The 22,461-nt window shown below is 36.6% G+C and carries 20 protein-coding genes and 2 pseudogenes; 8 read left to right on the forward strand and 14 right to left on the reverse strand.

What is annotated here, in order from left to right; genetic code table 11:
• Nucleotides 1–6 precede the first annotated feature (6 nt).
• The 4 genes and pseudogenes from MZO21_RS10455 to MZO21_RS10470 all read right to left on the reverse strand — a co-directional run.
• Nucleotides 7–267 (reverse strand): phosphopantetheine-binding protein, encoded by a 261-nt coding sequence (locus MZO21_RS10455; protein WP_154771723.1) that lies wholly within the window; start codon nt 265–267, stop codon nt 7–9.
• Nucleotides 251–1,063, reverse strand: a complete 813-nt coding sequence (locus MZO21_RS10460; RefSeq protein WP_154771805.1) for a lysophospholipid acyltransferase family protein — start codon at nt 1,061–1,063, stop codon at nt 251–253. The genes MZO21_RS10455 and MZO21_RS10460 overlap by 17 nt, the downstream gene beginning before the upstream one ends.
• On the reverse strand, nt 1,057–1,683 hold the full coding sequence (locus MZO21_RS10465; RefSeq protein ID WP_154771724.1) for a beta-ketoacyl synthase chain length factor: 627 nt from the start codon (nt 1,681–1,683) through the stop codon (nt 1,057–1,059). The genes MZO21_RS10460 and MZO21_RS10465 overlap by 7 nt, the downstream gene beginning before the upstream one ends.
• 188 nt (nt 1,684–1,871) lie before the next feature.
• Nucleotides 1,872–2,447, reverse strand: a pseudogene (locus tag MZO21_RS10470) (IS982 family transposase); the annotation flags it as partial.
• A 36-nt stretch (nt 2,448–2,483) separates the two neighbouring features.
• On the opposite strand from MZO21_RS10470, the gene MZO21_RS10475 reads away from it, so the two are divergent.
• Complete coding sequence (locus tag MZO21_RS10475) at nt 2,484–2,789, forward strand: IS630 transposase-related protein (RefSeq protein WP_087547287.1); 306 nt, start codon at nt 2,484–2,486, stop codon at nt 2,787–2,789.
• A gap of 47 nt (nt 2,790–2,836) precedes the next feature.
• Nucleotides 2,837–3,322, forward strand: a complete 486-nt coding sequence (locus tag MZO21_RS10480) for a transposase (protein WP_227557093.1) — start codon at nt 2,837–2,839, stop codon at nt 3,320–3,322.
• Between the two features lie 4 nt (nt 3,323–3,326).
• On the opposite strand, the pseudogene MZO21_RS10485 reads toward MZO21_RS10480, so the two are convergent.
• The 5 genes and pseudogenes from MZO21_RS10485 to cysM all read right to left on the reverse strand — a co-directional run.
• Nucleotides 3,327–3,614 (reverse strand): annotated as a pseudogene (locus tag MZO21_RS10485) (IS982 family transposase); the annotation flags it as partial.
• Nucleotides 3,615–3,744: 130 nt separating this feature from the next.
• The gene (locus MZO21_RS10490; RefSeq protein WP_248103608.1) at nt 3,745–6,051 is read right to left on the reverse strand and encodes a RelA/SpoT family protein; all 2,307 of its coding nucleotides are present in this window, start codon (nt 6,049–6,051) and stop codon (nt 3,745–3,747) included.
• Between the two features lie 31 nt (nt 6,052–6,082).
• Entirely contained in the window at nt 6,083–7,474 is a 1,392-nt protein-coding gene (gene rlmD / locus MZO21_RS10495; protein WP_154771726.1) for a 23S rRNA (uracil(1939)-C(5))-methyltransferase RlmD, read from the reverse strand.
• Between the two features lie 6 nt (nt 7,475–7,480).
• Nucleotides 7,481–8,302, reverse strand: coding sequence for a 3'-5' exonuclease (locus MZO21_RS10500; RefSeq protein ID WP_248103605.1), 822 nt, complete (start codon nt 8,300–8,302; stop codon nt 7,481–7,483).
• A gap of 16 nt (nt 8,303–8,318) precedes the next feature.
• Nucleotides 8,319–9,239, reverse strand: a complete 921-nt coding sequence (gene cysM / locus MZO21_RS10505) for a cysteine synthase CysM (RefSeq protein ID WP_154771728.1) — start codon at nt 9,237–9,239, stop codon at nt 8,319–8,321.
• A 257-nt stretch (nt 9,240–9,496) separates the two neighbouring features.
• Between cysM and MZO21_RS10510 the strand changes: the two genes are divergently transcribed.
• The 5 genes from MZO21_RS10510 (at nt 9,497) to rsfS (ending at nt 15,420) form a co-directional block, all read left to right on the forward strand.
• Complete coding sequence (locus MZO21_RS10510) at nt 9,497–12,313, forward strand: GacS-like sensor histidine kinase (protein ID WP_248103603.1); 2,817 nt, start codon at nt 9,497–9,499, stop codon at nt 12,311–12,313.
• A 123-nt stretch (nt 12,314–12,436) separates the two neighbouring features.
• Complete coding sequence (locus MZO21_RS10515; RefSeq protein ID WP_248103602.1) at nt 12,437–13,225, forward strand: crotonase/enoyl-CoA hydratase family protein; 789 nt, start codon at nt 12,437–12,439, stop codon at nt 13,223–13,225.
• A 23-nt stretch (nt 13,226–13,248) separates the two neighbouring features.
• Nucleotides 13,249–14,118 carry an NAD(P)-dependent oxidoreductase gene (locus MZO21_RS10520; RefSeq protein WP_248103600.1) on the forward strand — a complete coding sequence of 290 codons (870 nt, stop codon included), beginning with the start codon at nt 13,249–13,251 and terminating at the stop codon, nt 14,116–14,118.
• 30 nt (nt 14,119–14,148) lie between these two features.
• A complete protein-coding gene (locus MZO21_RS10525; RefSeq protein ID WP_248103598.1) occupies nt 14,149–14,928 on the forward strand; it encodes a hydroxypyruvate isomerase family protein in 780 nt (259 codons plus the stop codon).
• Between the two features lie 90 nt (nt 14,929–15,018).
• Nucleotides 15,019–15,420 (forward strand): ribosome silencing factor, encoded by a 402-nt coding sequence (gene rsfS, locus MZO21_RS10530; protein ID WP_154771733.1) that lies wholly within the window; start codon nt 15,019–15,021, stop codon nt 15,418–15,420.
• A gap of 68 nt (nt 15,421–15,488) precedes the next feature.
• Here the strand turns inward: rsfS and MZO21_RS10535 are convergent, their stop codons facing one another.
• The 5 genes from MZO21_RS10535 to MZO21_RS10555 all read right to left on the reverse strand — a co-directional run bounded on the left by MZO21_RS10535 (nt 15,489) and on the right by MZO21_RS10555 (nt 20,671).
• Nucleotides 15,489–16,100, reverse strand: coding sequence for a hypothetical protein (locus MZO21_RS10535; RefSeq protein WP_154771734.1), 612 nt, complete (start codon nt 16,098–16,100; stop codon nt 15,489–15,491).
• A 10-nt stretch (nt 16,101–16,110) separates the two neighbouring features.
• Nucleotides 16,111–17,448 carry an ammonium transporter gene (locus MZO21_RS10540; protein ID WP_248103596.1) on the reverse strand — a complete coding sequence of 446 codons (1,338 nt, stop codon included), beginning with the start codon at nt 17,446–17,448 and terminating at the stop codon, nt 16,111–16,113.
• 314 nt (nt 17,449–17,762) lie between these two features.
• Nucleotides 17,763–19,205, reverse strand: a complete 1,443-nt coding sequence (locus MZO21_RS10545) for an NAD(P)(+) transhydrogenase (Re/Si-specific) subunit beta (RefSeq protein WP_248103594.1) — start codon at nt 19,203–19,205, stop codon at nt 17,763–17,765.
• A gap of 3 nt (nt 19,206–19,208) precedes the next feature.
• Complete coding sequence (locus MZO21_RS10550) at nt 19,209–19,532, reverse strand: proton-translocating transhydrogenase family protein (RefSeq protein WP_004783638.1); 324 nt, start codon at nt 19,530–19,532, stop codon at nt 19,209–19,211.
• A gap of 11 nt (nt 19,533–19,543) precedes the next feature.
• A complete protein-coding gene (locus MZO21_RS10555; protein WP_248103591.1) occupies nt 19,544–20,671 on the reverse strand; it encodes a Re/Si-specific NAD(P)(+) transhydrogenase subunit alpha in 1,128 nt (375 codons plus the stop codon).
• A gap of 774 nt (nt 20,672–21,445) precedes the next feature.
• Between MZO21_RS10555 and MZO21_RS10560 the strand changes: the two genes are divergently transcribed.
• Nucleotides 21,446–22,369, forward strand: coding sequence for a DMT family transporter (locus tag MZO21_RS10560; protein WP_248103588.1), 924 nt, complete (start codon nt 21,446–21,448; stop codon nt 22,367–22,369).
• Nucleotides 22,370–22,461 lie beyond the last annotated feature (92 nt).

Below are 22,461 nucleotides of genomic sequence, written 5' to 3' on the forward strand. Positions count from 1 at the left end.
AGCCCCTTATGCTGTCTGTTGTGCTTCAACCAAAGTAACTAAACTTTGAATTGATTTAAAATATTGTTTTGTTTCAGTAGATTCTGCATTCAAATGAATGTTGTAGCGTTTTTTCAGAGCCAAACCCAACTCTAATGCATCGATCGAATCTAGACCTAAACCATCCCCAAATAAAGGCGCATCAGTATCAATATCAGCCACACTAATATCTTCTAGGGCCAAAACATCGATAATCATTTGCTTTAATTCATCAGCAAGATTGCTCATTTTTAGATAACTCTTGGTAAAAAAATTGATGGAAGTAATGATTTAGCTGACGTACATTTTTTGGATTAATACTCACGTCTTCTAAAGCATCATGAATTGTAAAAGTATCGAGTACTTTTACATGAATATGAAATGGCTTCGATGGAATGTGATACCACTTTTCATTCTTAGTTAATGTAGAGGGTGTACATGTAATTAACACTGGACGAATCGGCACATTCGCACGTAATGCAATGTTTGCTGCACCACGCTGAAAATCATTAATAACTTCACCTTTTGCAGTTCTTGTCCCTTCAGGGAAAATCACTAAAGATGGTGATTCTTTACAAGCAAGTCGCTCTACACATTCTTGAATAAATTGTTCTGAACCTGCATTTAAAATATATCCTGCACCTTGTACAGGACCACGTGTAAACGGATTTGACCACAATGCCTGTTTAACAACACAGTTAGCTTGCTCCATTAAACCAATTAGCATTACCACATCTACAAGTGTTGGATGATTTGCGATGACTAATTCTTGACGGCTATTTTCAAGTTTCTCTAGCCCTTCAATTTCATAAGTCATAAGCCCTAGATTTTCCATCATGTCGAAAAAACCATGGAAACTATGCTTGATGATCTTTTGGGTCTTTTCTTGTCTTAATTTTTTATCTTTGGTGCTCAAATTAACAATAGGGCTTAACACGCCACCAATGACAACGCCACCAACACCAAAACTTGCAAAGCTGAATCCTGTAGCACCTACACGCCACAAATAATTTGCCTGTTGCTTAATTTTTTTAATATTTAACATTTCTGCCATGCAAATAATTTCGTTTCATTGGCATTTTGCCAAAACGTATAAAATTGTTGAGCTTCAATTGCAGCATTCGTTTCTGCCGACATTTCAGCTAAATTAAGTAAAAAATTTTCATCATTTAATGAACATATTGCAGACATCGCAATAACATCAAAATCCTGTTGCTCTGTATAAAGCTTAGGAAGTGGCTCATCATAATAAACTATGAGGGCTTTTGCATTGGCTTTATTTATTGTTTTTAGCCAAGCATATGCTTCTATTAATCCAGCATTCCAACTTCCAGCCAAGCTTGTTGACGGTGTCGAGTCTTCACAAAGAATAGAATATAAACCAGCAACAGCATTATGAACAGACGTTGAAAATTGCGTTGGAGATGGTGTTTCATCTTGCAGAACATCTGCTAAAATTTTTAAAGTTTTATGCTCATCACCATATTGGGAAACCCAAACAATATAATCAACCTTATTATTTTCTAATGATTGTATTGCATTATTCAAAGCAAGTTTTGCAATAAACGACAAACGGCGACGCTGCATAGGTGAAATTTTTTCTAAAGCCTGGAAAGTAGAGTCGACTGTATTTATATTCAGCTGACTAATATTCAACCTGACCATATTCACTTTTCCCTATGCATACAACATTTTAAGCACGTTGATTCTGGTGGTAATTATAACATTTGAAAAGATGATTTAGACAAAAAATATCTTTTTTATTATTAATACTTTATTTTAAACAACTACTGTTTCTTCTTTTATTTTAAAAACAAAAAAGCCTACATAAACCTGAGTTCGATGAAATCCACTTAACCTTTTAGCATATTTTGGAAAGTTGGCTTATTGGGGTTCAAACAATAAGCCACTACAGCAGCCATGATATTCACCATGAAGTTATTTACCGAACGATGACGTGAATGTTCAAGTTGATGTAAATTTTTTAATTGATCATTCACTGTTTCGATCAATCCTCTTCTGCAAAGTAATTGTTTTTCTTCTTCAGTTTGGATGGGTTTATTTTTCATATTCCGACGTGATGGGGTCAATATTTTCAGTCCTCTTGCTGCTAAAGCTTCGGCTTTTGCTTTGCTCAAATAGCCTTTGTCTCCGAGTAGGATCCCTTTTAATTCTTGAGTTAAAGATTCTAATATAGCAACATCATGAACATTTCCCGATGTCAGCTTGAGATTAATAATTTCACCTAAATTATTGATAACGAGATGTAATTTAAAACCATAAAACCAACCCGTGCTACTTTTTCCACGACCGGCCAAGCCTTTAAATACACGATGCCTTTTAATCCGAAGATTATGGCAAACTACCAATTTAGTGGAGTCAATGATACTGATTCCCGTATCTTTTCCTTTCACCTGATGGAAGAAACTATAGCCAAATCCTAAAAACTATAGAACAATAGAGATATGGGATATTCAAAAGATTTTAAAGACAAAGTCATAGAAATTATGATTCGAGATGAAATGTCTGTGCGAAAAGCAGCACAGCATTTTAACATCTGTATACAGACAATTCAGAACTGGAAAAAGTCCACTACAAACAAACCTATTCCTGGCCGTCCAGCTAAAATTAGCAGAGAGCAAATATTGAAGGATGTTGAACAATATCCTGATGATTATCAGTATGAGCGAGCTGAACGTTTAGGAGTAAGCACTCATGCGGTATTTAATGCGTTACATGCCGCAGGAATATCGCGTAAAAAAAGACGTTAAAGCATCCTAAAGCAGATCAAAATCAACGTCAGCAATTTCAAAATCTCATAGAGTGTTTAGAAGGGAAATTGCCTCTGATTTACATAGATGAAAGTGGTTTTCAAAGTGAAAGTACCAGAACTCATAGTTATAGCCTTCAAGGAACACGTGCTGAAGGTAAATTTAACTGGCAGTTGAAGAATTGCAGTAATGTGATCGGTGCAATCATTGAAAATAGATTGCTGACAGTTGGTGTGTTTAATTGTTCAGTGAACACAGAAGTATTTGAATGTTGGATTGAACAGGATTTATTACCTAAGTTGAAAGAAAGCAGTGTTTTGATTATGGACAATGCGACCTTTCACAAAGGGAAAAGACTTCAGGAGTTGGTACGTTGTGCGGGCCATTACATTGTGTGGCTTCCTAGATATAGTCCAGATTTAAATCCAATAGAAAATATGTGGTCGCGAGTCAAGGCGATTCGAAATAAGTTTAGAGTTAAAGATATTGATAAATTATTTAAAGATTACTGTAATGATTTATTTAGTATTTAGCTATACTCAGAGCTTGCAAACAACGGGGCATGATTTCAATAAATCGGTTGTAGCTAAGCAGTTTAGGAAAAGTAGATTTCCAGAATGGAACGATCATTTGGCAATAAAAATATTTGAAGAATCTAAAACCGGATTGATGAAATAAAATGACAATGGTCATTGCTTCAGACAAGCTTAAAGCTGACTTTTTCAACCTGGTTTTTTGATTAGAAATTAAAGCTTTCTCTAAAGATTCATTAAATTTTTTGCAGAAATCATCCAAAATACAAAATAATTCGGTAATATGATCCATTGAGAAGCCTTGTTTTATAACATTTTGTCTTGAGAACCAATATGTTACAAAAACAGGGCTTTTTTTCTACTCTTTTTTTATATCGAACTCAGGTTACATAAATGAATTATGTAGGCTTTTTCTAAATAGGTTAGTTACCTTGAACTAAACGTCTCGCACTGATAATACCTGGCTGCTGTTCTAAACGAGCCAAAAGTTTTGATAGTTGTGCAAGCCCCTTAACTTCAATTAATAACTTCATATTGGCAATACCATCTGCTTCAGAAATCGTATTTACCTGACGAATATTAATTTGGTCTGAGAAAATTACTTGCGTTAAATCTTTCAATAAACCACGTCTATCATAAGCTTCAACAACAATTTGCACACTTTGCCCACGTGTTGGTTGCATTTCCCAATCAGCTTCTACAGCACGCTCAGGTTCTTGACCAATCATACGAACATAATCTGGACAGGCAACTTTATGAATACTCACACCACGATTTAATGTGATATATCCACCAATTGACTCACCATGAACAGGTTGGCAACATTGTGCAATATGTAATTCAACGTTATCTAAACCATCAATTAAAATACCATGCGCAGACAATGTATGACTGGCACGTGGATTTAATGTAGGTTTTAGCACCAATTCAGGTTCATCCTGATCAAGGTGCATATGACGATTCACCTGATTAATCAGGGCATGCAAACTTACATCACCATTCACCAAAGCAATTAGAATATCTTCCCCTTGCTTCACATTGAAATGGTTACAGTAATCACTTAAATCAATACTTTTTGGATGAATTGCAAGACGCGCTAACTCTTTATTTAAAAGTTCACGACCAACTTCTAAGTTCTTACTACGATCTTGTTGGCGGAACCAATGACGTAATTTATCGCGTGCACGTCCTGTCTTAATATAACCAAGCGAATTCACTAACCAATCACGGTTTGGTTCACGATCTCTCTTGGTTAAAATTTCAACTTGCTCGCCCGTTTTAAGCGTATAAGTTAAAGGCACATAACGTTGGTTTACACGTGCCGCATAACACTTGTTTCCAACTTCTGTATGCACATGATATGCAAAATCTAAAACCGTAGAACCACGTGGCAACTCTTTAATATCACCATCACGACTGAAGACATAAATTTTTTCGAAATCTTCAAACTCTTGAATCTGCTCAAAATCTTCGCCATCTTTTTCATCTTTATGTGCACTTGCATCGGTACGTTCTTGATAATGTTCAAGCACAGAACGCAATGAATGCAAACGATGATTAAAAGAATGATCCGTTGCTTTCGCACCTTCTTTATAATTGAAATGCGAACACACACCAAGTTCCGCTTCTTCATGCATATTCATAGTACGAATTTGCACTTCCAAAGATTTATTTTCGGCAATTACGGCAGTATGAAGCGAACGATATCCATTGGCTTTTGGATTGGTAATATAGTCATCAAATTGATGCGGAATATGACGCCAAATTTGATGAACAATACCTAAACTGTGATAACACTCTGGTACTGTTTTTACTAAAACTCGAAGCGCACGAATATCGTAAAGCTGATCGAAACTTAGGTTTTTACTTTTCATTTTTCGATAAATCGAATAAATGTGTTTCACTCGCCCATTAATTTCAGCTTCAATATTATGTTCTGCTAATTCATTTTTCAGCTTATCAATGACAAACTGAATATATTGCTCACGCTCTAAACGTTTTTCATTTAAAAGTGTCGCAATTTCTTTGTAACGATCTGGCGCTAAATAACGGAACGCTAAATCTTCAAGCTCCCACTTTAATTGCGCAATACCCAAACGGTGTGCAAGTGGTGCATAAATCGTTAAGATTTCTCGAGCAACACGTTCCTGACGCTCTTTCGAAGAATGCGTTAATTCACGTAATGCATAGGTACGTTCTGCAAGCTTAATTAAAACCACACGAACATCTTCCGTTACGGAAATTAGCATTTTATAAATGCCTGTTAAATGTTCACGCTGGTTGTTATTAAAGTGATCTTCTAAACGTTTATTTTTTTCAATTAAATCCGACAAACGCCCCATTGCCAAAGTGCCTTTAACCAAAGCAAAAACAGCCTCGCCAAATAAACCTCGAACCTCATCAATAGACACAAGCCCTTCTCGAATACTTCGATACAGGAATGCTGCTGAAAGCGTGTCTTCATCGGCATGTAAATGGGCAAGAATATCTGCCATTTCAATACCCGCATAAAGCGTGTTTGAACGATGATTGACCGTTGTCTCAAGTTCTTTTTGTAAAATGTAATTCGCAACTTCTTCGAGTCGCTTAAGTGCAGCCCCATCTAATATGCCACGTACACGATTAAGCCATTCAGCCACATCTTGTCGTGCTTGCTCGGCATGTTCTACAGTCGTTTCCTCAGACAATTCATTAAAATGCCCAGGAAGCTGTTCACGTACTGTGACCATACCTTTCTCCTACCTCTATATGTTTCATTATTTATTCATCGTTTAGTACGAGTTTTTTCTCAAACAATGCAATTGATTCAACGTGACCGGTATGTGTAAACATATCCATAACACCTGCCGCCTTCAATCGATAACCTTGCTGTTCCAACAATTTAGCATCCCTTGCAAGTGTTGCTGGATTACACGATACATAAACGATTTTTGTTGCACCAAATTTTGGTACATAACTCATAACCTCTTCCGCACCTGAGCGTGGCGGGTCAATCAATAATGCATCAAAACCTTGATTTGCCCAAGAATGATGCGAAAAATCTTTTGTTAAATCTTGTGAATGAAACTTAATATTGCTTAAACCATTGAGTTTCGCATTTTCCGCACCACGATGAACCATTTCATCGGATCCTTCAACAGCAATGACCTCACCTGTCGCACCAACACAGCGCGCTAAAGGCAATGAGAAATTACCCAATCCACAAAATAAATCTAAAACTCTTTCGCCACCTTTAAGTTCAAGCAATTCACATGCCATTTTAACCATTTGCGGGTTAATTGTTGAATTCACTTGTGTAAAATCTAAAGGATGAAAAGCAAATTTAATATCAAAGTCATTCAAATTATAATGCAAACGCATTGCTGCTTGTACATCATCAACACGATGAACCGACTCTGCTCCAGCAGGCTGCAAATATAATTGCCATTGTTTATGTAACGTAAATTCTTTTAATACGTTGACATCAGCATCGCATAATTTATCTGTATGACGAACCAACAGTGCAATTTCTGTGTCGCCCATGGCTAATTCTACATGACCAATGTCTGCTTTGCCTTTTAGACTTTGGAATAACTGCTTCAAAGTGGTTAAAGAACCAAACTCTTTATCAAGCACCATACAGCGGTCAATATTGGTTAAATGATTACTCGCACGCTCACGAAAACCAACAACCAACTTATCTTTATTTGGGATGTAACGCACGCCTATGCGTGCTTTACGACGATAGTCTTCACGCAACGAACGTATTGGTTCTAACCATTGTTCTGGTTGAATACCCGCAAAATGTTCCAAATGCGATTTCAGTACATTTTGCTTTAATAAAATTTGTTCATCTTTTTGAATATGTTGCATATTACAACCACCACAAATTCCATAATGTGGACATTGTGGTTCTGCACGAATAGCAGATGGTTCACTCAACAATTCAATAAAATCTGCTTCTTCTAATTTTTTTACTTCACGCGTAATTTTTGCCTTAACCGTTTCACCAGGTAAAGCAGAACCAATAAACACTTTTTTTCCGTGTTTATCTTTTGGATGATCTGGATGTGAACCATAGTGCGCTATTCCGCGCCCCTCGTGTGATAGCGACTCAACTTGAAAAGTATAAATAGCTTGTTGAGTAGTACGAGGTTTAGCTCTATGTTTCATGTGTACCTAATCTTGGGAAGGTGGGAAATCGAAGGAAGTAAATTCCGTTTTTTGGGCAGTTTCATGCCAAACATTTAAAAATTCTGCATGTTGCGGTTGTAACTGTAAATACTGAATGGTGCTTTGAATACACAAGCGATGATCTTCCGTATTCAACTGACCTTTTAATAAAAGCCAACGAATATAAATAAGCCATGTGTTTAATACATCTCCCTCACAATAGCTTGTTAATTTTAACCATTGCTGCGTTTTAACGTATTCAGGCACATGATAACCAGACTCGCCACGCTTACCAGGAAAACCTAACAAGTGAGCCATATCATCTAACTTTTGGAAGTTGCGACCATTAAACATTGCCATCACATCCATTAAATCGATATGGCGGTGATGGTATCTGTTCTGATAATTATTATACCTTTTTTGGCTGTCAATTTCGCCCTGATCGAATAAACTTGGCGCAGATAAACCATGATACATCGCACGGTATAAAATCACAGGAATATCAAACTGCGAGCCATTCCAACTTACAAGAGTCGGATTTTTCTTATCAAAAATAGATAAAAATTTTCTTAAAATTTCTGCTTCTGAAAATTGTTCTCTGCTAAATGAAAACAATTTCATTGCGCCAAGCTCGTCTATCCATAAACCTGAAATACATACAATTTCATGCAAAGGTAAGCGTGGAAAATCCATACCTGTTTCTTGACGACGCAATTTCATCAGCGCTTGTTCAAGATCGGCTTCTGGCAAATCTAAACCATACAAATGCGCGCCCGATTTAAGATCGGTCAGAGTTTCTATATCAAAAATTAAAACAGGTAAGCGCATTTTTATCTCAAATTGATTATTCAGGATCTACTACAGAGAATAACCCAGTAGATAGATAACGGTCACCACGGTCACAAATAATGCACACAATAACCGCATCTGGGTTTTCTTCGGCAATTTTAAGTGAAGCCCATACAGCTCCACCTGAAGATGTTCCTGCACTAATGCCTTCTTTGCGTGCCAATTGACGTGCTGTTTTTTCCGCTTCACTTTGCGGAATATCCATAATACGGTCTACACGTTTCGCATCAAAAATTGTTGGTAAATACTCTGTAGGCCAACGACGAATACCCGCAATATTTGAACCTTCAGATGGTTGTAAACCTACAATTTGAATATTAGGGTTTTGTTCTTTTAGGTATTTTGAAATACCCATAATTGTCCCTGTTGTTCCCATTGCACTTACAAAATGCGTAATTTTTCCGCCTGTTTGTTGCCAAATTTCTGGGCCAGTCGTTAAATAATGTGCTTCTACGTTATCTGGATTACCAAATTGATTTAAGACTAAACCCTTACCATCTTTTTCCATTTGAAGCGCTAAATCACGTGCTTCTTCCATGTTTTCAGATTCAATAAGTTCAGCACCGTAAGCACGCATTGCATCTTTACGTTCTTGGCTTGAACCTGATGGCATAATCAGTTTCATTTTATAGCCACGCATTGCTGCAACCATTGCCAAAGCAATACCCGTGTTACCACTCGTTGCCTCAATAAGCGTATCACCCGGTTTTATTTGCCCACGTTTTTCTGCCTGCATAATCATGTTATATGCTGGACGGTCTTTCACAGAACCCGCAGGATTATTACCTTCAAGTTTTGCTAAAACGGTTGCTTTAGTATGATTTGCAAGACGCTGTAAACGCACCAATGGCGTTTTTCCGACATAGTGGTCTAATAAAAAATCGGCTGCTTGAAAATCTGGGGATGTGTTACTCATTGTGTGCACCTATATCGAGGTGCGCATATTGTATGGAAAAAACCGCTATTCTGCACTCTTTTCACCATTTTTTAATAAAGATAATTAAATAACAAACGCTTATCTTCTGCATGTTTAGCTCAAAAAATCACATAAGCTTTATATGGATTATCTTTATAGGTTTTTACCTTACGCTATATTTAATTCACCGATGAAAATATTAACTGCTGAAAAAAGCATGCTAAACTCGATTGCATAACGAAAAACTTGATCTAAACATGTCAAATATCAACAAAAAGTTATTTAAACGACTTCATTTAAATCATGCTTATGGGCAACTCATTGCACTGATTTTTGTTCCTATCATGATTTTGGCATGCGTAGGTGCTGTTCTTGTTTTATCTGAAACTTCAAATGCGGCAAAGTCTCAACAAAAACAAATGGCTTTGGCAATTTTAACGCGTAATGAAATTTCAGCAGAAACGTTTGTTTCTCATTTAACAAACCCAGAACTTGCTTCTATTCAATCGCAGTTTTTCATGCAAAGTATTATGGATGAAAAGTATGTTACTCGTGCAGCCGTTGTAAATTCAAAAAATCAGGTGCTTTTAAGTCGTGGCTATCAAAAGCAATCGACTTGGCCCAATTTCATAAAAAATAATACAGATTTTGTTGGCCCTATAAAATCGAACAACAGCAATATTTACGGCTTAGCCATTCAAAATACAGGGAACAATCCTGCTTGGTTAATGGTTGAATTAGACAATCAGCCACTTCAAATTGCGCGTTATCGCGTTTTAATTGTTTTAATTGCAACAGGTTTAACCACATTATTACTGCTTTTACTTTGTTTGAATTTCTATTCAAGACGTTGGATTGCACCAATGTACGAAATTCGTATGCAACTTCAACGCCTAAATGCAGATACGCTCGATCAACATATTGTAATTAACAGTACAGGTGAATTACGCTTATTACAGCGTGATATTGCAAACGTTGTGAAGCGTTTACATTTTAGTTTTTTAGAACTCAAAGAACATACAGAACAAACAGAAGATGATTTAAGACGAACACTCGATACTTTAGAAGTTCAAAACATTACCTATCGTCAAGCGCGTGACCAAGCAATTTCAGCCAATCAATCTAAGTCTGTGTTTTTGGCCAATATTAGTCATGAATTACGTACACCTTTAAACAGTATTGATGGCTTTATTCATTTGCTTTTGCGCCAAGACAGTATGAGCAATGAACAAAAACTTTATCTACAAACCATTCGTAAATCATCTGCACATTTACTTGCGCTCATTAATGACGTTTTAGATTTCTCTAAAATTGATGCAGGTAAGCTTGAGTTAGATACAGCTCTATTTGATTTAGAAGAAGCAATTTACGATGTAATGGATATGCTCTCTCCGCTTGCAGCGCAAAAGCATATCAACATGGCATTTTACTTTGCCAATAATTTACCTACTCATGTTGTTGGTGATGCACTTCGCTTTAAGCAAATTTTGACCAACCTTATTTCTAATGCAATTAAATTCACCCCAGATGGTGAAATTATTGTACGTGCACGTATAGAACATGACGATATTGGACAATGCCTGATTCATTTTAGCGTTCAAGACAGTGGTATTGGCTTAAGTGGTACAGATCGAAAACGTCTGTTTGAATCATTCTCTCAAGGCGATGCTTCGGTTACACGTCAATTTGGTGGAACAGGTTTAGGCTTGGCAATTTCGAAACAGCTTGTTCATCTTATGCAAGGTCAAATTGGCTTTGAGGATAACCAAGAACGTGCTCCTACAGATAAAGGCTCAACCTTCTGGTTTACCGCAATGCTAGGTAAAAATGATGATGAAATTACGGTTCATCCACATTTTGAAAATACCCAAGTTTTATCGTTTATGGCGCATCCTGCAACTGCGAATATTTTGCGTAACTATTTAGAAGATTACAAAGTAGATCATATTGAAGCGACTTCAATTATCGATTTATTTAGTCGCGTAAATTTATTATCTTCAGATATTGAAAATACATGGCTTATTTTTGATCATAGCGGTGATACAGAAGCTTTATTAAAAGAAATTCGCTCAAGATATCAAGGCAAAATTGGTATTTACGGTTATCAAATGGCTTTAGAGCCAGATTTACTTCATCACTATCATGCCTTACCGCTTTACCAACCATTAAGTCGTTCTGCATTAATTCACTTACTGAATAATGAAAGTAGTTTTGAAGACATTGAAACTGAAGAGTTTAATGGACAAGGACTGCATGTCTTGGCAGTTGATGATCATCTTCCAAACTTAATTGTTCTAGAAGCGCTGTTAGGTGAAATGAACGTTAAAGTAACCAAAGCATTAAGTGGTCAAGAAGCAATTGGTATTTTAGAACAAAACTTTGAAGACCATAAAAAAGCCTTCGATTTAGTCTTTATGGATATTCAAATGCCTGTTATGTCGGGTATTGATACCACTCGTGCAATTCGCTCGCTTGAGTCGACACTGGAAAATCATAAGCGCTTACCAATTATTGCCTTAACTGCACATGCCCTTGCCGATGAAAAGCAAAAACTACTTAAAGTGGGCATGGATGATTACGTGACCAAGCCAATCCAAATGGAACAAATTATTCAAATTTTAACGGATTGGACATCACCTAATTTTGTGAGTAAAGCTTCACTTGCAGAAAAATCGGCAACGTTAGATGCCATTAATCCGCAAATTTTAAATTGGCAACAATGCATACAACTTGCAGCAAATAAAGAAGATTTAGCTGTCGATTTACTCAAAATGCTCACCGATAGCTTTGCTGTGGAGCTAAAAGAAATCGAACAGCTGATAGAAATGGAAGATTTCCCGCAACTTGAACATGTATTGCATAGATTACATGGTGCAACTCGCTATGTCGGCACGCCAAACTTGCAAGAAATCACCAGTAAATTTGAGCAATTCGTTTCAACTTTGCGTAAAGAGCGTCGTAAAGCAGATGATCAATTTATTCAAGAAGTCATGCATAAATTGAATGAACTCAAAGATATTATTTATCAAGTAGAGCTTGCAGCAAAACAAATTTTAGGTCGATTTAATTCTTAAAATTTAAAGTGGCAAATACCACTAAAGTTAACTGTGTCTATGCTAGGAGATGACTGCGCTGTCATGTATCTTATATAGGCACATGCTATGCTCAACATCGAAGCTAAATAAGAGTTTTTTAACATGGCGTTACTTCGAATAGAAAAAGACAACGGAATTGCGACGGTTTATTTAAACCGCCCAGACAAACGTAATGCAATGAGTTTTGCGCTACTCAAAGAGCTTGTAAGTACAGCTGAAAAATTCAAAAAAGACCGCTCTCTTCGCTGCATTATTTTAACGGGTGAGGCTCAAGTTTTTAGTGCAGGTATAGATTTAGCAGACTTAAATAATCCTAAAAATAAAGCCTTTGCTGCTTGGGAATTAGTAAAACCCGGTCAAAGCTTATTTCAAAAAGCATTCTTAATTTGGCAAGAACTCCCTGTTCCTGTCATTAGTGCCATTGAAGGTTTTTGCTTTGGTGCAGGTATGCAACTTGCACTTGCATCTGACATTCGAATTGCCCACCCTAAAACCCAAATGTCAATTATGGAAAGTCGTTGGGGTTTAGTGCCAGACATGGGTTTAAGTCGTTCTTTAAAAGGTTTAATTAGCTTAGATTTAGCCAAAGAATTAACCTTAACAGCACGTATTTTCGATGGTGCCTATGCCAAAGAAATTGGCTTAGTGACGCATTTAGATGAATCGCCTTTAGCACGCGCTCAAGCAATTGCCAATGAAATGGTTCAGCGCTCGCCAGATGCTTTAACTGCATCTAAACGTGTACTAGATGCAATGGAGCATCAACCTTCTAAATCTTTACGTTTAGAAAAAATTTGGCAGTTAAAATTACTTTTAGGTAAAAACAGTCAAATTGCTCGCAAGAAAGATAAAAAGCCCGAACTTGAATTTTTGCCTCGCCAATACAAATAGTGAACTAAATAAAAGGATGTGCCATGAGCTTTAACCTCCAAACTAAAATTGCATTTTTAGGTATGGGATTAATGGGAAGTCGAATGGCATCCCGATTATTAAATGCAGGTTTTCAAGTTGCTGTTTGGAATAGAACAGCATCTGCATGTGACGAACTTGTGGCGCAAGGTGCAACAAAACTGAACTTAAATGAAATTGGACAATATCCAATTGTGCTTACGTGCCTTGCAGATGATTCTGCCGTTCAAGCGGTTATTGACCAAATTGCAGATTATTTACAACCACAACAAGTGATTGTGGATTTCTCTAGTTTATCTGTGGATAAAACCAAGTCACTAGCAAAACAAGTTCAAGCTAAAAATGCCATTTGGATTGACTCCCCTGTTTCTGGTGGAACCATTGGTGCAGAACAAGGCAGTTTAGTTATTTTTGCAGGTGGCGATGCTCAAGTAATTGAGAGTTTAGCAATTGTTTACGATGTACTTTCGCAGCGCGTTACACGCATGGGCGAAACAGGCACAGGACAAGCAACAAAAATTTGTAATCAACTGATTGTAGCTGCAAACAGTACATTAATTGCCGAAGCTGTTGCTCTAGCTTCTTTATCTGGCGTAGATACAACCCTTCTAGCCCCTGCACTTGCAGGTGGTTTTGCAGACTCAAAACCATTTCAAATTTTAGCACCACGTATGGCTACGCATACATTTGAACCTGTGCAATGGAAAGTTCAAACCTTATCTAAAGATTTAAATAATGCCGTAAAACTTGCCGAGCAATTTAACTTAGATATTCCTGTTGCAAAACGCGCTTTATCTCAATTAAAAGACCATCAAACACAAGGTTTTTCTGAAGCAGATTTAGCAACAATTATTCAGCACGTTGAACCAAAATAAAATCGTACATAGTATTTAAGGAACTCTCACATGTCTAAACTCGCAGTTAATCTTTCTATGATTTTTACTGAAGTTCCGCTTATAGAGCGTTTTGCTTTAGCAAAGGAACAGGGTTTTCAACATGTCGAAATTCAGTTTCCTTATGAACTGAGTATTGAAGATATTCAAGCGAAAATAGAACAATATAATTTGAGCATTTGCCTGATTAACGTTCCTGCCGGAGATTTAATGCAAGGGGGAAATGGCTTAGCAGGTATTCCAGGTAAGGAAACTGAATTCCATCAAGCTTTAAAGCTCGCAATTCAATATGCAACTGCACTCAATGTTCCAAGTGTGAATATTTTGGCAGGTAAACAACCTTTAGATGCAGACCTTTTACCTTGCCTAAATACACTTGCAAGTAACTTAAAACTCGCGTGTCACATGTTAGGTGAACATCAAATTCAACCTGTTTTTGAAATGATTAATGGCGCAGATATGCCAAGATTTTTAGTTCAAAATATAGCCCAAGCTCAAGACATACTTGAAGCGATTAAAAATCCAAATTTAAAAATGCAATTCGATTGCTACCACATGGCAATGATGGGCGAAAATGTTTTAGAAGCTTTACAAGAAAATATAGATAATATTGGGCATATTCAATTTGCAGATTGCCCAAATAGACATGAACCCGATACTGCAAATATTGCTTATTCCGAAATTTTTAATTGGTTAAGTACAAGCAATTACAGCGGATTTATTGCTGCAGAATACAAGCCTTCTAAGAGCTCTATGTTGTCTTTTGATTGGAAAAAGAAATACTTTGCTTAAACGTTTTCTATACAAAATAGATTCGATTGAATTTTAGCTAAAAAAAAGCTATATTAGACTATGCATAATTGTCAGGAAATTATACCTTCTATGAATTTAGAACCATCGCCCGGCGCTTCTAATTCTCAAGATCTCGCAATGAATACTCAAAGTAAAGACGTACAAGCTTGCTTGAAAGTTGTACGCGAAGCTCTCCTAGATGTAAAAGCAAAAGAAATTGTTGAACTTGATATTAGCCGTATTAGTAACGTAGCTGATGCTATTGTTATTGCAAACGGTACATCAACTCGTCACGTTAAATCACTTGCAGACAACGTTGCTGAAGAAGCACGTAAAGCTGGCTTCCGCCCTATTGGCGTTGAAGGCGAGCGTGATGCTGAGTGGATTCTTGTTGACCTTGGATTCGTTGTTGTGCATTTAATGCTTCCAACAGCTCGTAAATTCTATGATTTAGAAAGCTTATGGCGTGCTACTCCAGAATCTGTAGCTTAAGTTTATATAGCAAAATAAAAAAGCGGCTCAATGGTCGCTTTTTTATTGTCAAAATTTTATCAATTTACTTAAAGCAGCACATGTATATCTACCTGAGGATACGTTTGCTTAACTTTCAATTTTAACTGCGCATAAACTTGATCTGCTTTTGGTGGTCCAAAATACTCACAATACACTTCATATAATGTTGTTATAAAACGCGCATAAGATTCTGTAGGTATAAAATCTAAAAAAACTTTGTCATTAATATTTGAATTGGTTAAAAGTTCAAATTTAGATTCTTTTAATGCAATTTTCACATCATCATTAAATTCAGAAAAGTTTTTAAAATCTACAGTGCTACAAACATCTTGCACAAAAGATACAAATGCTTCATAGGTTTGTTTAGATAAAACTAAATCATTTACTTTTGGCGTTTTACTTGGATTTAACAAAACATCCTTTTCAAGTGTTGCAAGCTCACCCAATACCTTCTTCAAAATATCCTTTTTGAAAAATCGTAATTCATCTGTATTACATATTTCTGTCAAAAATTTATTTAATACAAATGGTGGCTGATCACCGTATTCATCTTCCCAATAATTCAAAACACGCTGTAGTGAGTTTTCATTCATGTAAGGACTTAAACCACGACCTATTGCTTCACGCTTTTGTGTACGACTCAATAATTCGCTCGACATTTTCAGCTCCTTAATGGCGTTTATTAATGTTATCTGTTTCAAAAGTCACATCTTTTTGAAACTCTGGATAAGATAATTCAGCATGTTCTGTATAATCTAAACCGCGTTGTTCGTGTTGTTTATCTACACGCAAGCCACCCATCACAACATCTAGAATCTTAAAGACGATATATGCAACACCAAACCCCCAAGCAAATGCAGAAACTACACCTAATGCTTGAACAATTAAAACATCTGAATTGAACATATTGTTTTCTAAGAATAATCCTGCTGCCATCGTTCCCCAAGCACCACAAAATCCATGTACGGTTACAGCATCCACAACATCATCTAAGCGTAATTTTTCCATAAAATACGGCATTATGCTTACAACTAATCCTGCACAAGCACCTGTAATAACAGCATAAATTGGTGTCATAGAAGCACAGCCTGCTGTAATGGCAACTAAACCACCCAAAGATGCATTAATAGTTGTTTTAATTAAAATAGCTTTACCGCGAAGTAATGCATAAATCATGTATGCAACTGCAGAAGCACATGCTGCCAAGTGTGTATTTAGTGCGATTCGACCAATGCTGACATTGGCATTAATGGTTGAACCTGCATTAAACCCAAACCAAGCTAACCATAAAATAAAACCACCTAACGCAACTAAAGGTAAGTTATGGCCTGCTAAGTAATGACTTTGACCATTTTTACCAAAACGACCTAAACGCGGACCTAAAACTACAATCCCTGCAAAAGCAACCCAACCTCCCATTGAATGCACAACTGTTGAGCCTGCAAAATCAATAAAGCCAAGTTGTTTTAACCAACCATCACCATTAAATAAACCGCCCCAAGCCCAACTACCAAATATTGGATAAATAAAGCCTGAAACAACCGCTGCACTCACCACATACGCAACAAAGTGAATTCGCTCTGCCATTGCACCACTTGCAATAGTTGTTGCTGTTGCGGCAAACATCATTTGGAAAAATAGTAAATTCCAATTCCAATCATCTAAATCATTGGGTGCAAAATGGCTTAAACCAAACCAACCAGTAGAGTTCACACCAAACATTAAGCCAAAGCCAACTAACCAAAAAACCAAGCCACCTAAGCAGGCATCCATATAGTTTTTCATTAATACATTGACAGTGTTTTTACTTCGTACAGAACCACTTTCTACGAGTGCAAATCCTGCTTGCATAAAAAATACTAAAATTCCGCCTAAAATGACCCAAACACTATCTAGTGAAATACGTAGTTCTTGAATATTTTTTGCTGTTGTTGCGAGTGTTTCATCTGCCCAAGCAGAAGAACACATTGCCAAAAGTAAAAATGCTAAATAATTTATATTTTTCATACACAATCCCCCAAGATTGAAGCATGAAATTGCAACAAATATGCCAAAGCATGTGTTTAGATATTATTCTCTTTAAAATCATTAATTCACGCACTATTTTGGATGTTTCTTTTAATTAGAAAGAGTATTTAGGCAGTATTTTTCTTTAAAAAGCTCAGACTAAATGCACCACCCAAAACCAAATTATTTTTTCTGCCTCAACACTATGCAGTTTTTCAATTTTTCTTAAATATAAGCACTTTAAAAATACACTTTTAGTTGCATGATTAAGCACAAAAAAACCGCCCTAAGGCGGTTTTAATTCGTGTTAAAAATTAATGACCATTACCATTAATAGCTTTTGTCATATCTTCAACCACTTTTTTCGCATCACCAAAAATCATCATGGTTTTATCGTTATAGAACAAGTCATTGTCTAAACCTGCATAACCTGTTGCCATAGAACGTTTGATGACCATAATTGTACGTGCTTTATGTGCTTCCAAAATTGGCATGCCATAAATTGGTGAGCTTGGATCATCTTTTGCAGCAGGGTTAACTACATCATTTGCACCAATCACAAGCACAACATCTGTTGCAGGAAAATCGGAGTTAATTTCATCCATCTCTAAAATATCTTCATATGGAACATCTGCTTCTGCTAAAAGTACGTTCATGTGCCCCGGCATACGACCCGCAACAGGATGAATTGCAAAACGTACAGTTACACCTTGTTCTTTTAACAAGTTTGCCAATTCTTTAACAGCGTTTTGCGCACGACCTTGTGCCATACCGTAACCCGGTACAATCACTACACTATCAGCATTCGACATTAAGAAACCTGCATCGTCTGCCGAACCTGAACGATGGTTACGTGGTGCCTTATCACCTGCATCAACAACAACCGCTGTTCCACCCATTGCTCCACCAAATAAAACGTTGATGATTGAACGGTTCATAGCTTTACACATAATGTAAGACAAAATTGCACCTGAAGAACCAACAAGTGAACCCGCAACAATCAGCATGTTATTTTCTAGGGTAAAACCAATACCTGCTGCTGCCCAACCTGAAAATGAGTTCAAGAGTGATACAACAACGGGCATATCTCCGCCACCAACAGGTGCAATCCATACCCAACCAAAGGCAAGTGCTAGACCTGTCATTGTCCAGAAAGATGTCATATTTCCTGTAAGGAAAAAGTGAATTCCCGCAGCGAACATTGTAATAAATATTAGTGCTTGAACTGGTTTAACCCATGCACCTGAAATGGTTTTTGCCCATTTTTTTGCAGCTAGCTTGCCATAAGCAAAAACAGATGCTGTAAAAGTAATTGCCCCAACAAAACAACCGACAAACAATTCAAATAAGTGAACTTTGCTCATTTCATGGAAATTTACGCCATTCGCTTGCAGTAAGCCGACATCTAATTTTGCCAATTCGTTGTTGTGAATAATGGCAGCAACAGCAATAAGCACCGCAGCCAAACCCACTAAAGAGTGCATAAGTGCCACAGTTTCAGGCATTTGCGTCATGGGTACAGTACGGGCACGAGCAATACCAGTAATTGCACCTAACACCATTGCCCCTACAATCATCCAAACCACAGGATTTTCAGCGACAAAGAATGTTGTGAGCACTGCAATTGCCATTGCAATCATACCGTAGCGGTTTCCTGCAATTGCTGTTTTAGGACCTGATAAACCGCGCAATGTTAAAATAAAAAGTACGGCGCCAATAAGATAAAACCAATCTGCATAATCTCGAATAAATTCCATGTTTTAACCCTCTTTTTTCTTTTGTTTTGGTTTAAACATTTCGAGCATACGTGCCGTTACTGCAAAGCCACCAAAAATATTGATACTTGCTAGAAATACAGCAATTGCGCCCAACACACTCACAACATTAATTGTTTGGAAATCTACGCTACCTTCAACGCCAACCATTGGTAAGCCAACAGTTTGAATCATAGCTCCCACAATAATGATTGAAGAAAGTGCATTTGTTACCGCCATTAATGGCGTATGCAAAGCAGGTGTAACACCCCAAACTACGTAGTAACCAACAAAAATGGCTAAGACAAAAATTGTAATAGTTTCAACCATGAAAATTCTCCTTAACCACGTTTGAACAGTAACGAACCGTTATGAGCTATAAGTAATGCTTTTTGAATTTCATCTTCCTGATTAATTGAAAAATTCTTTTCTGCATCAAAAAGTGTTTCAACAAAATTAAAAACATTACGCGCATAAAGAGCAGATGCTTCTGTCGCAACAGTAGATGGAATATTAGGAATACCTAAAATTTTCACACCATTTTCAGTCACAACAGTTTCACCACATACAGAGCCTTCAACATTTCCACCCGTCTCTACAGCCATATCTAAAATGACTGAACCCGGTTTCATTTTGGCAACGGTTTCAGCCTTAATTAAACGCGGTGCATCACGACCTGGTAAAAGTGCTGTGGTAATCACGATATCTGCATTGGAAACAGCTTTATCTACAATTGCGGCTTGGTCACGAATATATTCTTCGCCTGGCATCCAGCCATAACCATTTTTTGCAGCATCTGCTGCCTTTTGTTGTTCTTCTTCAGACATTGGTACGTCTAACCATTTGCCGCCTAAAGATTCCACTTGATCTTTTGCTGTTGGACGTAAATCAGTTGCTTCAACAACTGCACCCAAGCGTTTAGCCGTTGCAATTGCTTGCAGACCAGCAACCCCCACGCCCATAATCACGACACGTGCAGGCTTTACAGTACCTGCTGCGGTCATCAGCATTGGAAACATACGTTGATATTCTGTTGCAGCTAAAAGAACAGATTTATAGCCAGAAAGGTTTGCTTGAGATGACAAAACATCCATGTTTTGTGCACGAGATAATGTTCGAGGCAACAATTCCAATGCAAATGCGGAAATTTGTTTTTCAGCAAATTGATCTAACTCTGTATTTCGATAAGGATCAAACATAGCAACGACTGTTGTATTTGCTGCTAACTTTTGAATTTCATCACCTTTAGGTGCACGAACTTTCAAAATAATCTGACTACCTGCATAAGCATCATCTACAATTTTTGCCCCAACTTGTTCAAAGGCACTATTGATATAAGCTGCTTTCACACCTGCATTGCGTTCAATAACGACTGTATGCCCTGCACCAATCCACTTTTTTACAGTTTCAGGCGTAGCGGCAATTCGGTTTTCTCCGACAATCGTTTCTGCTGGAATTCCTATCTGCATGAGCGTCCCTCAAGCTAATTTTTCTTTATACATACCGCAATTCGCAGTATTTCCCTCAAGATTAAAAATCTTTGTTTTTTTGATTCTATTGATAATTTCCAAAATTACTACCTACCATTTATTAAATAAATGTTTAAATTTTGAACTGATGATTCATAAATAATTTAACGTTTTTATAAAAATTGAGGCTTATCTCCAAATCTAAAAAGTCATTTTGACTTCATGTTTCAATGTGAAATTTATAATTAAAAGTTCATTTTTATAGATTAAAATTTAGACTGGAATTTCTGACAGAAATAATGAACTTTTCAATATATTTTTATTGTTTAAGCGTTCTATGAATGATGCCTATCTTGCAGATTCTAGTTAATGGAAATTTATTCAAATTGACTTAATTGACACCGCTTTATTTTAATTAATAGTCAATTTTTTATTTTCTCTAGAGATAATCCATTTCAAAAATTACAGGTGAAAATTGAGAAAAACGGATCAACAAAATTGAGACTATTTTTTAATTTCCTCCCTATAAAGAAGCTAATTTAATTTTTTTAATCATCTAAATATTTCAAATTAATTATTTTATCATTCAGGTAATTTATATCTTTTTATCAAACGCACCATTTTTGTGCATTTATTAAGTGTTTTGAATCTAAGATTTAGTTCTTTCATTCCAAGATGTTCTCTCTTCCATCATTTTTTTGCATTTAACCTCTTTGCTTTAAAGTCTTATACTCATTTTAGAACAAACATCTTCCCCAAAATGTGTAATTCAAAATGAATTTAGCTTTAACAAAAACTCAGGTCGGCAGTATTTTTGCAGTAACCGCTGCATTTCTATTTAGCACCAAAGCTATTTTTATTAAACAAGCTTATGAACTATCGCCTTTGGTTGATGGCACAGTTTTAATGGCTTTAAGAATGTTAAGCGCATTACCTTTCTTTTTATTATTGGCTTGGTTTAATCGCACACATAACAAAAATATTGCAGCTAAAGATTGGGGAATTTTAGTTGTTGCAGGTTTAATTGGTTATTACCTTTCAAGCTGGCTCGATTTTGCAGGGCTTATGTATATTAGCGCCTCATTAGAACGCATTATTTTATTTTTATATCCAACGTTAACTGTTATTGCGACGAGTTTTATTTATAAAAAGCCTTTAAATGCCTATAGTATTTTTGCAATTGCGCTAAGTTATGGCGGTACCGTTATTGTAATGCTACAAGAGCAAAGTAATGTGCCACATGAAGGTAATTTTTGGTTAGGTGTCAGTTTAGTTTTTGCGAGCGCGATTAGTTTTGCAGCTTATTTATTACTTACGCCACGTTTAATTCATAAATTTGGATCTTGGAACTTTAGTGGTTTAGCTTTAAGTATTGCTTGTATTGGAATGCTAACGCACTATTGCATTGCAACACCAAATCCTATTGGTTTACTTGTTGCTCTTCCATCGAGTGTTATTTGGTATGGCATAGCCTTAGGTTTATTGGTCACCGTATTACCCACCATACTTGTTGCTCAAAGTATTGCTCGATTAGGTGCAGCTCAAACAGCAATGATTGCTTCAATTGGTCCTATTCTTACCATTATTTTAGCCACACTATTATTAGGTGAAACTCTAAATACCATTCAATGGTTTGGTTGTGCTTTAAATATTATTGGCGTGCTTATGATTACCTTAGCCAAGAAAAAACTTTCATAAATACAATAATAATGAGTAACTTTATATGCCATGATGGGCAACTTAATTGAATTGGCTTTTATCTTAAATTGAGATAATTTTCGTATTTTAAT

The organism is Acinetobacter portensis (assembly GCF_023158935.1).
Taxonomy (GTDB): Bacteria; Pseudomonadota; Gammaproteobacteria; order Pseudomonadales; family Moraxellaceae; genus Acinetobacter; species Acinetobacter faecalis.

Bases quoted from the DNA above. Each gene is read 5' to 3' on its own strand.
- MZO21_RS10455 (WP_154771723.1), bottom strand. From the start codon at position 267: ATGAGCAATCTTGCTGATGAATTAAAGCAAATGATTATCGATGTTTTG.
- MZO21_RS10460 (WP_154771805.1), bottom strand. From the start codon at position 1,063: ATGTTAAATATTAAAAAAATTAAGCAACAGGCAAATTATTTGTGGCGT.
- MZO21_RS10465 (WP_154771724.1), bottom strand. From the start codon at position 1,683: ATGGTCAGGTTGAATATTAGTCAGCTGAATATAAATACAGTCGACTCT.
- MZO21_RS10475 (WP_087547287.1), top strand. From the start codon at position 2,484: ATGGGATATTCAAAAGATTTTAAAGACAAAGTCATAGAAATTATGATT.
- MZO21_RS10490 (WP_248103608.1), bottom strand. From the start codon at position 6,051: ATGGTCACAGTACGTGAACAGCTTCCTGGGCATTTTAATGAATTGTCT.
- rlmD (WP_154771726.1), bottom strand. From the start codon at position 7,474: ATGAAACATAGAGCTAAACCTCGTACTACTCAACAAGCTATTTATACT.
- MZO21_RS10500 (WP_248103605.1), bottom strand. From the start codon at position 8,302: ATGCGCTTACCTGTTTTAATTTTTGATATAGAAACTCTGACCGATCTT.
- cysM (WP_154771728.1), bottom strand. From the start codon at position 9,239: ATGAGTAACACATCCCCAGATTTTCAAGCAGCCGATTTTTTATTAGAC.
- MZO21_RS10510 (WP_248103603.1), top strand. From the start codon at position 9,497: ATGTCAAATATCAACAAAAAGTTATTTAAACGACTTCATTTAAATCAT.
- MZO21_RS10515 (WP_248103602.1), top strand. From the start codon at position 12,437: ATGGCGTTACTTCGAATAGAAAAAGACAACGGAATTGCGACGGTTTAT.
- MZO21_RS10520 (WP_248103600.1), top strand. From the start codon at position 13,249: ATGAGCTTTAACCTCCAAACTAAAATTGCATTTTTAGGTATGGGATTA.
- MZO21_RS10525 (WP_248103598.1), top strand. From the start codon at position 14,149: ATGTCTAAACTCGCAGTTAATCTTTCTATGATTTTTACTGAAGTTCCG.
- rsfS (WP_154771733.1), top strand. From the start codon at position 15,019: ATGAATTTAGAACCATCGCCCGGCGCTTCTAATTCTCAAGATCTCGCA.
- MZO21_RS10535 (WP_154771734.1), bottom strand. From the start codon at position 16,100: ATGTCGAGCGAATTATTGAGTCGTACACAAAAGCGTGAAGCAATAGGT.
- MZO21_RS10540 (WP_248103596.1), bottom strand. From the start codon at position 17,448: ATGAAAAATATAAATTATTTAGCATTTTTACTTTTGGCAATGTGTTCT.
- MZO21_RS10545 (WP_248103594.1), bottom strand. From the start codon at position 19,205: ATGGAATTTATTCGAGATTATGCAGATTGGTTTTATCTTATTGGCGCC.
- MZO21_RS10550 (WP_004783638.1), bottom strand. From the start codon at position 19,532: ATGGTTGAAACTATTACAATTTTTGTCTTAGCCATTTTTGTTGGTTAC.
- MZO21_RS10555 (WP_248103591.1), bottom strand. From the start codon at position 20,671: ATGCAGATAGGAATTCCAGCAGAAACGATTGTCGGAGAAAACCGAATT.
- MZO21_RS10560 (WP_248103588.1), top strand. From the start codon at position 21,446: ATGAATTTAGCTTTAACAAAAACTCAGGTCGGCAGTATTTTTGCAGTA.